Source organism: bacterium, from assembly GCA_037143175.1.
GTDB lineage: Bacteria > Verrucomicrobiota > Kiritimatiellia > CAIKKV01 > CAITUY01 > JAABPW01.
Map to the genome: position 1 here is coordinate 1 of JBAWZF010000066.1, position 12,339 is coordinate 12,339.

General features: G+C 54.5%; 12 protein-coding genes. 8 read left to right on the plus strand and 4 right to left on the minus strand.

The window, feature by feature from the left end; translation table 11 throughout:
• On the minus strand, positions 1 to 1,172 hold a 1,172-nt coding region (locus WCI03_13860; GenBank protein ID MEI8140937.1), incomplete at its 3' end, for a uroporphyrinogen decarboxylase family protein.
• Between the two features lie 154 nt (positions 1,173 to 1,326).
• On the opposite strand from WCI03_13860, the gene WCI03_13865 reads away from it, so the two are divergent.
• The 3 genes from WCI03_13865 to WCI03_13875 all read left to right on the plus strand — a co-directional run bounded on the left by WCI03_13865 (position 1,327) and on the right by WCI03_13875 (position 4,039).
• Positions 1,327 to 2,142 (plus strand): AraC family transcriptional regulator, encoded by an 816-nt coding sequence (locus WCI03_13865; protein ID MEI8140938.1) that lies wholly within the window; start codon positions 1,327 to 1,329, stop codon positions 2,140 to 2,142.
• 152 nt (positions 2,143 to 2,294) lie between these two features.
• A complete protein-coding gene (locus WCI03_13870; protein ID MEI8140939.1) occupies positions 2,295 to 2,684 on the plus strand; it encodes a hypothetical protein in 390 nt (129 codons plus the stop codon).
• Positions 2,685 to 2,836: 152 nt separating this feature from the next.
• On the plus strand, positions 2,837 to 4,039 hold the full coding sequence (locus tag WCI03_13875) for a DUF935 family protein (protein ID MEI8140940.1): 1,203 nt from the start codon (positions 2,837 to 2,839) through the stop codon (positions 4,037 to 4,039).
• Positions 4,040 to 4,316: 277 nt separating this feature from the next.
• Here the strand turns inward: WCI03_13875 and WCI03_13880 are convergent, their stop codons facing one another.
• Positions 4,317 to 5,882 carry a DUF4062 domain-containing protein gene (locus tag WCI03_13880; protein ID MEI8140941.1) on the minus strand — a complete coding sequence of 522 codons (1,566 nt, stop codon included), beginning with the start codon at positions 5,880 to 5,882 and terminating at the stop codon, positions 4,317 to 4,319.
• A 106-nt stretch (positions 5,883 to 5,988) separates the two neighbouring features.
• Between WCI03_13880 and WCI03_13885 the strand changes: the two genes are divergently transcribed.
• The 5 genes from WCI03_13885 (at position 5,989) to WCI03_13905 (ending at position 10,197) form a co-directional block, all read left to right on the plus strand.
• Positions 5,989 to 6,288, plus strand: coding sequence for a hypothetical protein (locus WCI03_13885; GenBank protein ID MEI8140942.1), 300 nt, complete (start codon positions 5,989 to 5,991; stop codon positions 6,286 to 6,288).
• Between the two features lie 136 nt (positions 6,289 to 6,424).
• Entirely contained in the window at positions 6,425 to 7,738 is a 1,314-nt protein-coding gene (locus tag WCI03_13890; protein ID MEI8140943.1) for a tyrosine-type recombinase/integrase, read from the plus strand.
• 23 nt (positions 7,739 to 7,761) lie between these two features.
• Entirely contained in the window at positions 7,762 to 9,009 is a 1,248-nt protein-coding gene (locus WCI03_13895; GenBank protein ID MEI8140944.1) for a hypothetical protein, read from the plus strand.
• A 127-nt stretch (positions 9,010 to 9,136) separates the two neighbouring features.
• The gene (locus tag WCI03_13900) at positions 9,137 to 9,625 is read left to right on the plus strand and encodes a hypothetical protein (protein MEI8140945.1); all 489 of its coding nucleotides are present in this window, start codon (positions 9,137 to 9,139) and stop codon (positions 9,623 to 9,625) included.
• Between the two features lie 239 nt (positions 9,626 to 9,864).
• Positions 9,865 to 10,197 (plus strand): transcriptional regulator, encoded by a 333-nt coding sequence (locus WCI03_13905; GenBank protein ID MEI8140946.1) that lies wholly within the window; start codon positions 9,865 to 9,867, stop codon positions 10,195 to 10,197.
• A gap of 21 nt (positions 10,198 to 10,218) precedes the next feature.
• Here WCI03_13905 and WCI03_13910 read toward each other — a convergent pair whose 3' ends face one another.
• Entirely contained in the window at positions 10,219 to 11,043 is an 825-nt protein-coding gene (locus WCI03_13910) for a hypothetical protein (protein MEI8140947.1), read from the minus strand.
• The gene (locus tag WCI03_13915) at positions 11,040 to 12,077 is read right to left on the minus strand and encodes a hypothetical protein (GenBank protein ID MEI8140948.1); all 1,038 of its coding nucleotides are present in this window, start codon (positions 12,075 to 12,077) and stop codon (positions 11,040 to 11,042) included. The genes WCI03_13910 and WCI03_13915 overlap by 4 nt, the downstream gene beginning before the upstream one ends.
• Positions 12,078 to 12,339 lie beyond the last annotated feature (262 nt).

The following is a 12,339-nucleotide window of genomic DNA, read 5'->3' on the forward strand; positions in this document are numbered from 1 at the left end:
CAGACAGACGGCCGGATGCTCATGAAAGAGAGGCTGAAAAAGTGCGAAAGTCCACTCAAACACAGTGCGGAAATCTCGCGACCATAAGGACTAGCGGAAGGCATCAGCACAAAACCACGGCCTTCGCCAGCGCAGCCTTCGTTCAAAGCACGTTTCACTTTTTCAGTGAATTGCGGAGAAGGCATGTTTTCGATGTCGGCAATTTCCAAATTCCCGAAAAGAACCCACTCTTTCCCGAAACTGGCACGTACCTCCTGCAATTCGACGTCGCCCTGCGGCGGGGGTTCGATCGGATCCAATGCGTCTACCCCCATCTCCGCAATCAATGGAAGAATGTTCCGAAGGCGACCATGGCTGTGAATGCGCACCGTGCCCCCGTGCCGCTGGATCGCCCGCGCCATGGGCTCCACATAACGCACCACATACTCCTTGAACAAGTCCGGAGAAAGATAGGGCTCAGAAGCATATTCAGGTCCATAAATGCGCCAGAGATGCCCCGGAAAGCGAAGGCTGACCTCCTCTGTTCTCGGCAGTATGCGCCGGGCCATCTTGTCCAACAATCGGCAAAAGAGTTCCGGCTCGGTAAACGCCAGCATCGTATAGTTCTCCATACTGAACAAGGAGGCCGCAGCGCATAGAGGATCTTCAGTATCCACCATCACAATCCCCCGGTCACCCAAGGCGTCCTCCTCCGCTATCAGGGGAGACACATTGATTGTTTCCGCAAACACATCATCGGGTATGGTTAGGTAGGCCTCGACATCTTCAACACTTTCCAGCAGGTGCTCAGTTGTCCAGACGGTATTCAGATGCCGTTCCCGCGCAGTTTCCTGGATCATTGTCCGGCCACCCGCATTAAGCGTCGTTCGGGTGATTCTCGCCTGGCCGTCATCCTTCGTCGTTTCCTGGAAGAACTCCCGCCATCTCGAAGCCGCCGATGCGCCTTCCGGGATATGGGAACAAGGACGGACGGCGCTCATCGACCGGATCAAATCCGTATGGTTTTCCGTCAACTCAAGCAACGGCCTCCAGTCCGGCGAGTTGTAGACATTGTAGGGATCAGGATCGTTGGGATCGATACGGAACCCGCCCAATTCATACAAACTCACGGCGGGCCGATCCACCACTTTCCCCTGGATCGTCGCCATCAAACGTTCACGTCGAGTCATCATTACCGGTCATTCCTTTTCATTGTTTGCGGATATGGTGAATCAAACACCGGATAAAGTCGTTAGCATGGCGTCCATTTTATGTCGCATTCCGTTTCATATTAATTTCCAGCGGGCTTGCTTTAATTCATAGCCCATGTCAAATTGTGTCGCATTTATGAAGCCATCAGCCACGATTCCGTCCACGGCTTATCTCCCGGCCCCGGTCGAAGCCATTGCGGGAGTCTGGAAATTCTCACGCTCACCCCATTTCAAGGCAGCTGCCCATTCCCTCCCCGGCCACCTGCTTCACTGGGTAGCCAAAGGGAGTTACACCTTGAAGACCAATGGCCGGGAATACCGGGTTAAGGCTGGTGACCTTATTTACTACCACGAGAGCGAGGAGGTGTTGTGGACCGGTGATGCCTCACGGGTGGTTTTCTATTCGGTCGGGTTTTTAGCGCCCCGCTGCCAGCCATTGCCCATCGCACACCGGGTCAGCAGGGCGGATGCCTCCATGAAGACCTCATTTCTCCGGCTGTATAAAATCTGGGATGGCGGGAGCGTCCGGAATCAATTTGAGATCCACGCCCTCATGAATGCCATGCTGAATGCGCTGGAGCGGAGTGCCCGGAATCAGTCAAGCCATAGCCAGGTCGCCATCGACTCCCCCTGGTGGCGAGCCGAAGCTGGCATCCGGGAGCGCCGCCTTTTCAGGCCTTCGCTGTCAGATTTAGCAAGACTCGCAGGAGTTGGGCGCAGCGTCCTGATCCGTTCATGCAAAAAGGCGACCTCCATGACACCCATGCAGCGCATCCGTGACATCCGCATGGAAGAGGCCTGCGGCCTGATCACCTTTGCGCATATGAACTTCTCTCAAATTGCTGACTATCTAGGTTACAGTCGCGTTCACGAATTCAGTCGCGAATTTGCGACTTTCCATGGAAAATCCCCGCGCGAGTTCAAACGGTCACTATGCCACCCCTGCAAATAAGTTGGCACGTTATGTGGTGCCGGGAACCAGTCCCCACCTGTCCTTTGGAGCAGTGCCGACCGTGGGCGCCTTTCGAGTCAAACCTAGAAACTAAAATCAACCCAAATTCCTGTCCATCCGTTGATTTCCTCCCTATCTTGAAGGGAATTAACATGAAAACTTATATATTCGTCGGTTTGTGTTCTGGGTTCTTGGTTTGTGGCGGGTGCGCGTCTGCTTTCAAGAAGGTGGACGTCAATAAGGGGCTGGACAGTTATTACAGCCAGCCCCGGACAGTCGATTTGGTCACGATCAAGGGATCGAACATGACCATTTCGGCCAGCGGGGTGAACGAAATGAAGGTTTCGTCCATTCTGCCGCCGCTGAATGCGATCACCAGGGAGCCGGGTGTGCTGGAGAAGGCCATTGGTGGCGCTACGGACGTGGCCAAGTTCGGTCTCGGGTTCTATTACGGCAATCAGATGCTGGGGAAAGCTCTGGCACAGCCCCGGACGGTGAGCCCGGAGATTGTCAGGCCGGAAGTGATCCAGGCAGGGCAGTAAGAAGGAAGCGCGGAGCGGGGAGCACGGAGTGCCGAGTGAAGGACACCCTCACCTCCGCCCTCTCCCCTGAATGGAGAGGGAGAAAAACAGCAGGGACGTTTGTCCCGACATTATCAGGACATATGTCCCTACCCCACCGGCGGAGAACAATCATGGCAGCGGTAAGTATATACGACTCAAAGGATCATAAATGGCGGGATCAGTATAATCCCTTGCGAGGATTGAGCCTGCCGAAGTTGGTCTCGCTCCTGGAGGCGGGCGAGCGCGGGGCCTATGCCGATCTGCAATGGTTTTACCATTACATGGAGCGGTCGGATGCCATGATCCATGCAGTAATTCAGCGGCGCCGGGCCGCCTTGCTGGCCTGCGACTGGGATATCCGCGTGAGCGCGGATGAGGATGCCGACAAAGGCCTTGCGGCGGAACAATCAGCCTTCCTCCGCGAAGCCTATGACCGTGTCGAAAATTTCCGCGATGCGGTGTCGTTTATTTTTTCCGGTTTCTTTCGCGGGTATGCCCACCTGGAGAAGTATATTTCGCCGTCCGGCATGGTTACCAGGCTGGAACCGGTGGAACAATGGTTCTGGGTTCGGGACGGTTTATTTGGGTCGTGGGAGTACAACCAGGACGCAAAAAGCGGGGTTGGCCGGGGCGAGTCCGTTGATTTTCAGAACTTTCTGATTTTTGAATCCGTGCCCCTGAATCGGATGCTGGCGGTACTGTATTTACGAAAGAATCTAAGTCAAAAGGACTGGGATTCTTTCCTGGAGGTGTATGGGATCCCGTCTATATTTCTGGTCGGGCCTCCGAATACGCCAGAGACGAAGGAAGCGGAGTACCACGCGGTCGCCCAGGAAATTATGTCGAATGGCCGGGGGTACCTGCCCCACGGGAGTGATGTAAAGTTCGTGAATGGCGGCGGCAACAAGCCGCCGTTCCTGGAGCACATTGATTATATCGACCGGCAGATCACACTGGCCGCCACGGGCGGTCTGTTGACAATGCTGGCGGAGTCGGGATCCGGCACCCTTGCCGGCAATGCGCACGCGGACACCTTCCTGCAGATCGCCCGGAGCGATGCGGCGCTGCTGAGTGGGTTATTCCAGGAGCAGTTCGACACGCCGTTGCTGAGAGAGTATTTCCCCGACCAGCCGATCCTGGCCTATTTCGAGTTCGCCCCGCCGGCGGCGGATGAGGTGTCGCGGGTCGTGAAGGATGCTGTAGAGTTGGCGAAGGCGGGGGTAAGGATGGATTTGAGGGAGTTGGAAGAGAAGACGGGGTATAAATTGGAACGATCCGCCGCCGTTAAGTCAAACAATGATGGAGCCGAATCCCCTGTACTCCGCGCCACTTGACGATTACGGGTTTTCACTTGACGATTACTAGACGATTTTATCGGGTCTTAATGAGTTTGTAATGTATGATTCTCGCTACACCAACGGGCCAAACAGCCCTACTTTCCGCTCCCCATCGGTCGATTAAGGAAAAACATCGGTCGATTATCGGTCAATTTTCCTGAAATGTTTTTCGGACCGGTGATAGATTCCAGCATTTTGGTGATAGATAAGTAGGGAATCAGTACCGTCAGGGATGTCGCCGAGTTGATGTTTTGTTTGAGATCTGGCTGTTGCATCAACCCTTCGCATCCTTGTCGAGCCTGACACGCCCCTTTGCCGTGAGACGGTATTTCTGCAGGCGACTGGTAGGCCTGGAAGGTATGGTCATTTCCAGTAAACCCTCTTCAAGAAGAGGGCTCACGACTTGGTGCCTGAACTTGGTGCGGTCTGATCGACCCGCGATCTCCATAAGAGTAACTAACGTGCTATCATTGTTGCACTTACGAAGAACTCCGACTTGGTGCCGACTTAGTGCCGACTTGGTGCCAAGCGCGGGAGGGACCTCCACTGCCGCAGTAGATTTCGGGCGCCACATTGTCTGAACGAAAAAACCACCATCCTGCCGAAATTCGGGTTCCCTTAAACCGGCGTCCTGACACTGCTGGAGCATATCAAGGATGCCACTGCCGGCCTTCTCGGCATACCGGGTCAGAAACATTGGATCGGCAATGAGCGGGTTCCTGGGTAAGGAGGGATGAGGATGATGGAGTTTGGCAACTGACAATGCCGAGGGCAATTCCCCTGGATTCCAAATTTCCAGACGATCCGCAAGGAGCATGACCTGTACGCTACCGTTGCTGGCGTAATCACGGTGGGTCACGGCATTGACAATAGCCTCACGCACCGCTTTCCAGGGAAGTTCGTATTCGACATCACTCGCGACCTTGCCGTCGCGCGGAATCACGGCACGAGCGAGCTTGGACATGACAAAGTCAACCGCCTGATCCACCATCTCAAACAAGTCACCCTTGTAAATGTGGTAAGAAGGTATCGGTTTGCGCACCACCGTGCCATGGAAGTGCATGCACTTGACCTCTGACGTTATCATGAATCGCTGGGGCTTCTTGCCGAACAGGAGAATGGCAGCATGAGTAGGTCGGTCACCATCAAGCAAGTTGAGATGAGTCAGTGCTTTTTTGACAGGAGTCCGGGGGCCAAGTGCATAGTCGCGTTCCGCCTGGGCGCGTTCGAGAAATGAAGTGATCTTCGCACGAGAAATATCGGTCATTGTCGCGCCCGAACAGACGGCGGCGTCGAACGGCCCGGTGTGAATAGCGCCCGAGCTTATCAGATATTCAACCATACTGGCGTATAGTCCAGTTGTCAGTTCAGGAATGCTGCCAAATCGGCGGCGGACGAGTTGATCTCCGGCCTTACGTATAAGCGCAAGCATTTTCACATGACGATTGTCATCATGGGCACCCTTAACGAAGATAAGCCGAAGTTTTGATTTCTGGGTGGCACGATCATATTCGCGTTCTGTAGGAGAAAGACCATCCGGCCCCGCGTAGCCATAGGCATCACCGAACAGGCCCACATAAATGTCACAGCGGTCCACCTCCTCCAGATAGACCTCATCGGCTCGGCGATCCGAAGCGGGGATATCCTCGAAAAGAAAGACATCAAAAAACCGCCGAAGCAGCGAGTCCCCATCCACAAAGGACTTGATCGCCCGCCGTTCCGCCGCAAGCTCCTTCTGGACACTGCTGATAAATATTTTTACCCGTTCCGTTGCCATGCGTACATGGTGCAAAAACGAGGCCAAGAGTGCAAGCCGCAACACTTCGCCGTTGATTTCCATCCATCTATTGGAGGCCCATGAATAATTCAATACTGAATCGAGAATATCGACTGCCCGATGACCCATGCTACGCCCAGAGGGCTACGCAGGGCAGGCGGGTGGTTTCATGAATACACTGATCCTCAATCGGGCCTATGCATTGCCTGAAGATGGTTGGTACCACATTGCGCCACTTGGCGAATTCCCCCATGACGGGGCCGGTGTCACTCAAGTAATTGACCAAGAGGCCTGCATTGCCATGGCCGCCCGGTTTGCTGCTGACGCCAATAATGATCAGAACGGATGTTTATCAGCAAAATGGAACAATGCGGTAAAAATCACGTTAATTGCTAGGAAATACGCGGTTTTAAAGTGGTGCCGGAGCACGGACTTGAACCGTGATACCCGTGAAGGTGGTAGATTTTGAGTCTATTTTTTTATGTGTTTTTGTTAGCGTTTATCGCTTATGGTTACTTTGTGATTGCTTTGTGAATTGCCATGCCTTAGTATTAGGGCAGAGTTAAGCGGCATTGAGCGAAATACGGCAATCGGGAGGGTAAACCATGAAGCACAGAACCGGACATGTTTTCAAAAGAGCTAACAGCAACACGTATTATTTGCGCTACGTGATCAATGGCAAGGTCATGCAGCAGGCCTTGTATAACGACAACGGCGAAGCCATTACCTCGGCCAAGGACGCGGAACAGGCGCGTGTGAAAATCATGTCCCCCTTCACGGTGGCGGATGAAGCCGGGGCGCTGGAAAACGTCAAGGCTAAGCTGGAAGGCCGGCGGCATGAACTGGAGGTCATTGATGAACAGCGGAATCCCGCCCTCCCCCTCCAGCAGGCTTGGAGCACCTTTATCAAGGCCCACAATCGGCCCGACACCGGTAAAGCCACGTTAAGGGTTTATGCCCTGACTTGGGGGCGTTTCTTAAAGTGGATAACTGGCGCGTACCCGGATGTGAAAACATTACGGGCTGTGACTCCCGAGATCGCCGGGGAATATGCCGCACATTTGACCGCTGAAAAACGGAGCCCCAACACGTTCAACAAATACATGAACCTGTTAAGTCTCGTTTTCCGGACAGTTGCCGAAAAGGCACGCCTGACGAAAAATCCTTGGGAAGATATTCAACGAAAACGATTGGTGACTCATGGCCGCCGGGAACTAACCATCGCGGAACTCCGTGCGGTTTGCACCAAAGCCACCGGCGATTTGCGACTCATGGTGGCCATCGGGCTCTACACCGGGCTAAGACTGGGCGATTGCGCCACCTTGCGCTGGGCTGAGGTTGACCTTGCGCGCGGCATCATCCTCCGGATCCCCAATAAAACAGGACGACGTAGCCAGAAACCCGTTATGGTGCCGATCCATCCGACCTTGCGCGCCCTGATGGAGGAGGAGCCCAAGAGTGACAGAACCGAATACGTCTTACCCCGAATCGCCGCCGACTATGCGCGGCATCACAGTTATGTGACGGATCGCATGCAAGCCCTGTTCAAGAAGTGCGAAATACAGACAACGCGGGCTGTTGAAGGCCAGAAAATGGCGCAAGTTGAAGTTGGGTTTCATTCCCTGCGGCATTCATTTGTCTCCCTCTGCCGGGAGGCCAATGCACCGTTGGCGGTTGTTGAGGCGATTGTCGGGCACAGCAACCCGGCCATGACCCGGCATTACACCCATACCGGTGAGGCCGCCGCAATCGCCGCAGTAGCGTCTCTGCCGTCCATTATGGCTGAAGAAGCCAAAGCCCTGCCCCCGGCACCAGTGCCCCGCCTGATCGATGCGGAGGCCGTTCTGGCGATAATTGAAGGGGCGACAGCAAAGACATGGAAAGCCAAGATGGATGAATTGCGGGTGTTGTGTAAGTGAGGCAGAAGAGGAAGGAGACTGCCATGAATGCAGATGAATCTTCAAAGGGAGGAACGCTGCCAAAAGAGATGGTGACTGGGATGACTGAAGCCGCAACTGTCAGGATCATGCGGAAGCACCTTTATGAGCGGGTATGGAAGGAGTCCTTGGCTCATGTGGGCCCCACATTGGGCATATGGCCAACGCGACTCGGGAAGATATGCGTAAAGAACAACATCCCCTTACCCGGTCGGGGATACTGGTTTTACTCCACGGCGGCGAGAAAGACCATGCTGACGCCGTTACCAGAGGCAGACAAAGACTGGGAGATTAACTTCTCACCCTCTCAGCCTGGCCCGCCGAAACCCATGACAGACGAGCAAAACGCTGGCCGGATTGTCGTGCCGGATACAGTCCGCCGTCCACACCGGCTGATCCAAGAGGCAAAGAACGCCGAAACGAGTTCCTGGTGCGAGTACGGGCGGCTCCGGATGCCGGCCGGCTGCCTGAACATCCTGGTTTCGGAGAAATTGCAGAAACGGGCGTTTCGCATCATGGACACGCTTATCAAAGCCTGTGAAGCCCGCGGCTGGCGAGTCAAGGCGCTACGCGAAACCCGGGCCAGCACGATTGTGAACGTTCAAGGGTGCGAGATCGCGATCGAATTATCAGAGGGCCTGCGCCAGATACCACGCGAGTTGGACAAATGGATGGAGGAGACTGAGGACGGGACCCTGGTAAAGAGAAAACGGGGACCTTACGAATTGGCTACGAATGGGCGACTAACGCTGAAGATCATGTATGCCGGTTCGCACTGGCATTGGAAGCAATGGCGCGACACGAAGTGTCGCCGCCTCGAAGACATGCTGAACGACATGATCACGAGCCTGGCGGCGGCTCGTGAACACAAGATCCAAAGGGATAAGGAACGGGCCGAAGCTGAAAAGCGGGCGGCGGAGGAGGCGGAACGGCGGCGCGTTGCAGAACAGTTGCGCCTTGAGGAGGAAGAGCGGCAAGCGGAGGTGCGGAGGGCACGTCAGCGGGTACTCCGGGCAGAACAGGCGCGCGTTGATGCGCTGATGGAAGATGCCGAAGCGTGGGATCAGAGCCATAAACTGCGGGCATACATCAATGCCTGCGTGGCGAAGTCACAGGCCTCAGCCAAAACGGCCAATAGTGACATCTGTGCTGCCAATGAATTCAGAAAATGGGTTGCATGGGCCCATGCACAGGCCGACCGGCTGGATCCACTGACAGAGAGTCCGCCATCGGTTCTGGATGAGACCGTATAGACGTCAATTGCCATCGGGCGAACAGTCCCTAAAAGGCCTGCACATGCTCAAGAACGCCCAGCCATCCTTGACCCTACAAAACCAACTGATACTATTACGGCTCAACACTCAAGTAAGGAGGTATGCCATGCTTTTGCGCACAAGCGATGCTCTTCGTGCAGTCTTGAGACTTGATCCCACCCTGGAAGTTCCGGGACGTGCCCGGATTATAAATGCCATGCTGAGGGCAGATAAGATCCTGAGCGATCCCCCGTCTCCGCAGCCGGTGCCGAGACTACTTCGCCGCGATGAGGTAGCTCGAAGGTTGTCAGTCACCACACGCGGTGTAGATCTGATCGCCAAGCAAGGCTTACTGCAGAAAGTAATTTTGCCTGGTCGGTCACGAGGCCGTGGGTTCAGGGAGAGTGAGGTGACTGAACTAATCAATAGTCTCCCACATCACGAAACAAAGAGCGGTGCAGCCGAGTTAGCAGAACGTGAAAGGCATAAGACGCTCCGTAAATTATGCGTGGAACTGATCGAGCACTACCGGGGAATCGAAGGACTGGAGATCAAGGGGCCAATGGTCGACACCATGATCAAAATCGGTGAGATCGTTGGGGAGCCGATGGCCTGATAATCTAGCATAGCCACCTCTCTATTTAGGATATTCGCCTTCTATTCCGCAAATAAAGCAGACAATTTTTCGGCGTCTATGAAATAAATACGCCAATTACACTAAATTTATGGTTTTCAGGGACTTTCCCCGTCACCCGTCCCCGTCACCCGTCACCCACTGATGTTGTGATGTTGAGGAAGCGACGGCGTGAATCGCGGTATTGACTTTCGGGCACAATTACGTTACATTGTAAGGCAATGAAGACGAAAGACTTTGACCTGAACGCCGATGAGTTAATCCAGGCATTGACCGATGTGCGAGACCATGTGACTGGGCGGCGCAAGATCACGATGCGTACGACGAAAGTCGCCCTCCCGGCTCGTGTGGAGAGCATCCTGCCGCAGGAGGTTCGGTCGATCCGGCGGAAGATGAAGGTTAGCCAGGCCGTGTTTGCACGATTACTGAATGTGCCGGTCGTGACGGAGGCGAGTTGGGAAATAGGCCGGCGGAATCCCAGCGGGGCGGCGTTAAGACTATTGCAGATTGCAAAAAAAGAGCCGCAAGTCTTGCTGGCGGCAGCAGAGGCGTGACAGGATCCGCGGTACCCAGTATCACTCCCCCTTGAGCAAAAGGTGGGCTACGTCGAGTGCCTCATTGATCCGCCTGCTTCGCTGCTGACGTTGAGATTCAGAGGCGATGCCATCGCCAGGCGTACAAAAATCGGAGTATTGGATGGGACCTTTGGCCCCTGGCCCGTCAAAGCGTGCTCGCAGAATATGCAATGCAGGTTCGTAAGCCAGATTCTTGCCCTTCTCGTCATGGAAAAGAGCTACAGCCTTCTCGATTCCGCCATCATAGTCGCGTACTGAGCGGACGACATCGAAGACATCCTTGCCCTGGGCGCGCCCGGCGTAGGCCAGGAGTTTCAGGCAAAGGTAGGGGCCAACCTCGCAGACCTTAACCTGCTCGGCGACTTTTGCGCCCTGCAGGTCAAATCCCGTGATGGTGACAGTGCGATATACCTCAAGAGCCCGACTGACTCCATAAACAGCACTGATTCCGGCAACGTCATCCACCACGACACTGTCTGCGGCTAGTTCTGCCGGCTTATCCGTCAGGAAGTCAAGATACAGGTCAACATTCTGGATCGTCTTGACGAAGCGTTTGTCCTTCCATTCGAAGCCATGGTCGGCCAATCGGCGGGATGTGGTTTCATACTGTCCGGTACTCAGTTCCAGCGAGACACCCAGATCCACGTCAATCGTGACAGCGGTAACGTCATCTGCCTGAGGCTTGCAAATGTAACGGGGCACCAGGCCACCAACCAGAACGAGGTCATCAGTAAGGTTGCCAAGAGCCGCCCACACGGTCAGAAGAGCCGATTCCGCACGCGTGGTGTCTTCCGGTCTGTATTCGTTATAGTGAGCAAGTTTCATTTGCGACAGAAGCCTTTCCATTCCCTTAAAGCCTTGGCCTGTTCGGGGCCTCGCAGCCCCGCATGGATCAGGTCCAGATAGATTTGCGCATCGCCGACCAGCGGAAGCCCTTCAACCTGTTGAAGGCTTTTGAACAGACCCTCATCGCGCGGGACAAGAATCCAGATCTTCCCTCCCTCACCCACTTCACGGTAGTTAAGGGCGCGCAGCTCTTCATCCGCGGGAAAATTGCGCCGGTAGGCGGATACGATGGGGAGATCTGTGTACGGGTGTCGGAGACTGGCGGCAAACCACTGAGTGAATGCCAACTCCCCGTTTGTGTGGTCAAGAAGGAGGTGGGCGATCGTGCGGAGATTGGGCTCCAGTGTGGAATACTGCTTGAGCGTGACCCGTTTGGAGAAAACATCCACCCGTTCCCAAGCATCGAGCAACGCATCAGCGTTTGCCAATTTCCAGGCCCCTCGCCTTCCCTCCACCCAACCCTGATTCGCGGCATAGTTCAAGAGACGGGACAGAAGCCCCTGACTCAGGTCTGTTTCGGCGGCCAGATCAGACTGGCGCCATATACGGTCAGGCGAATAAAGGAGGGCGCGGGGAAGCCTGGTACTTTTGGGAGAGAAAAACCTAATCTCGGGTTGAGCAAGGCGATACCGGACAGTTGAACCGGGGAGATTACGATCTATCAAAAGGCCTGGAGCCTTGATCCAGATTCTGCCGTTGAGATCAAGACAGCTCAAACCACGTTGCCGACATTGCTCGACAAGAGACTCCGAAAGCTTGACGGCAACGAGTAATGGGTGGTTCTTCCCACTAGCAGATGCAATGATTCCATCCAATATTGAAGCCGAGGGATTGAGTTTGCACTCAGCATTGAAGGTGACCGAGCAACCTTCATATTCGATCTTCAGTGTCAGATCGTGATGATGAGAAGACGAGACATCTTCACGTCCAACAATACGAAAGATGCTCTTATCAAGCACCTTACGCAGGACGTCGACAAGCGCTGCCTCTGAGCGTATGACTTCTTCATTCACTGGAAACCCCTTTATTACTAAACAGTAATAATGCCTTATTCAGTAATAATGTCAACATAGTTTCAGTCGGCGTTTCTCGGTACTTGTCCTGCCGGAACACAGGCCAAGCCACGGCCAATATTTCCGAATTCAGACGCACTGCGTCCAGAATTAAGTTGGTTCCACTATACTGGTTCTTTCCCTCGCAAGGCACTCCTCATGAAGCGAACCTGTTTTTTGACCTGCGACAGGAGATTGCGGTATTTCGCGCGGAATTCCTTGG

What these genes read in the sequence shown, in the direction of transcription:
- WCI03_13865 (MEI8140938.1), top strand. Translation starts at nt 1,327, where the DNA reads ATGAAGCCATCAGCCACGATTCCGTCCACGGCTTATCTCCCGGCCCCG.
- WCI03_13870 (MEI8140939.1), top strand. Translation starts at nt 2,295, where the DNA reads ATGAAAACTTATATATTCGTCGGTTTGTGTTCTGGGTTCTTGGTTTGT.
- WCI03_13875 (MEI8140940.1), top strand. Translation starts at nt 2,837, where the DNA reads ATGGCAGCGGTAAGTATATACGACTCAAAGGATCATAAATGGCGGGAT.
- WCI03_13880 (MEI8140941.1), bottom strand. Translation starts at nt 5,882, where the DNA reads ATGGAAATCAACGGCGAAGTGTTGCGGCTTGCACTCTTGGCCTCGTTT.
- WCI03_13885 (MEI8140942.1), top strand. Translation starts at nt 5,989, where the DNA reads ATGAATACACTGATCCTCAATCGGGCCTATGCATTGCCTGAAGATGGT.
- WCI03_13890 (MEI8140943.1), top strand. Translation starts at nt 6,425, where the DNA reads ATGAAGCACAGAACCGGACATGTTTTCAAAAGAGCTAACAGCAACACG.
- WCI03_13895 (MEI8140944.1), top strand. Translation starts at nt 7,762, where the DNA reads ATGAATGCAGATGAATCTTCAAAGGGAGGAACGCTGCCAAAAGAGATG.
- WCI03_13900 (MEI8140945.1), top strand. Translation starts at nt 9,137, where the DNA reads ATGCTTTTGCGCACAAGCGATGCTCTTCGTGCAGTCTTGAGACTTGAT.
- WCI03_13905 (MEI8140946.1), top strand. Translation starts at nt 9,865, where the DNA reads ATGAAGACGAAAGACTTTGACCTGAACGCCGATGAGTTAATCCAGGCA.
- WCI03_13910 (MEI8140947.1), bottom strand. Translation starts at nt 11,043, where the DNA reads ATGAAACTTGCTCACTATAACGAATACAGACCGGAAGACACCACGCGT.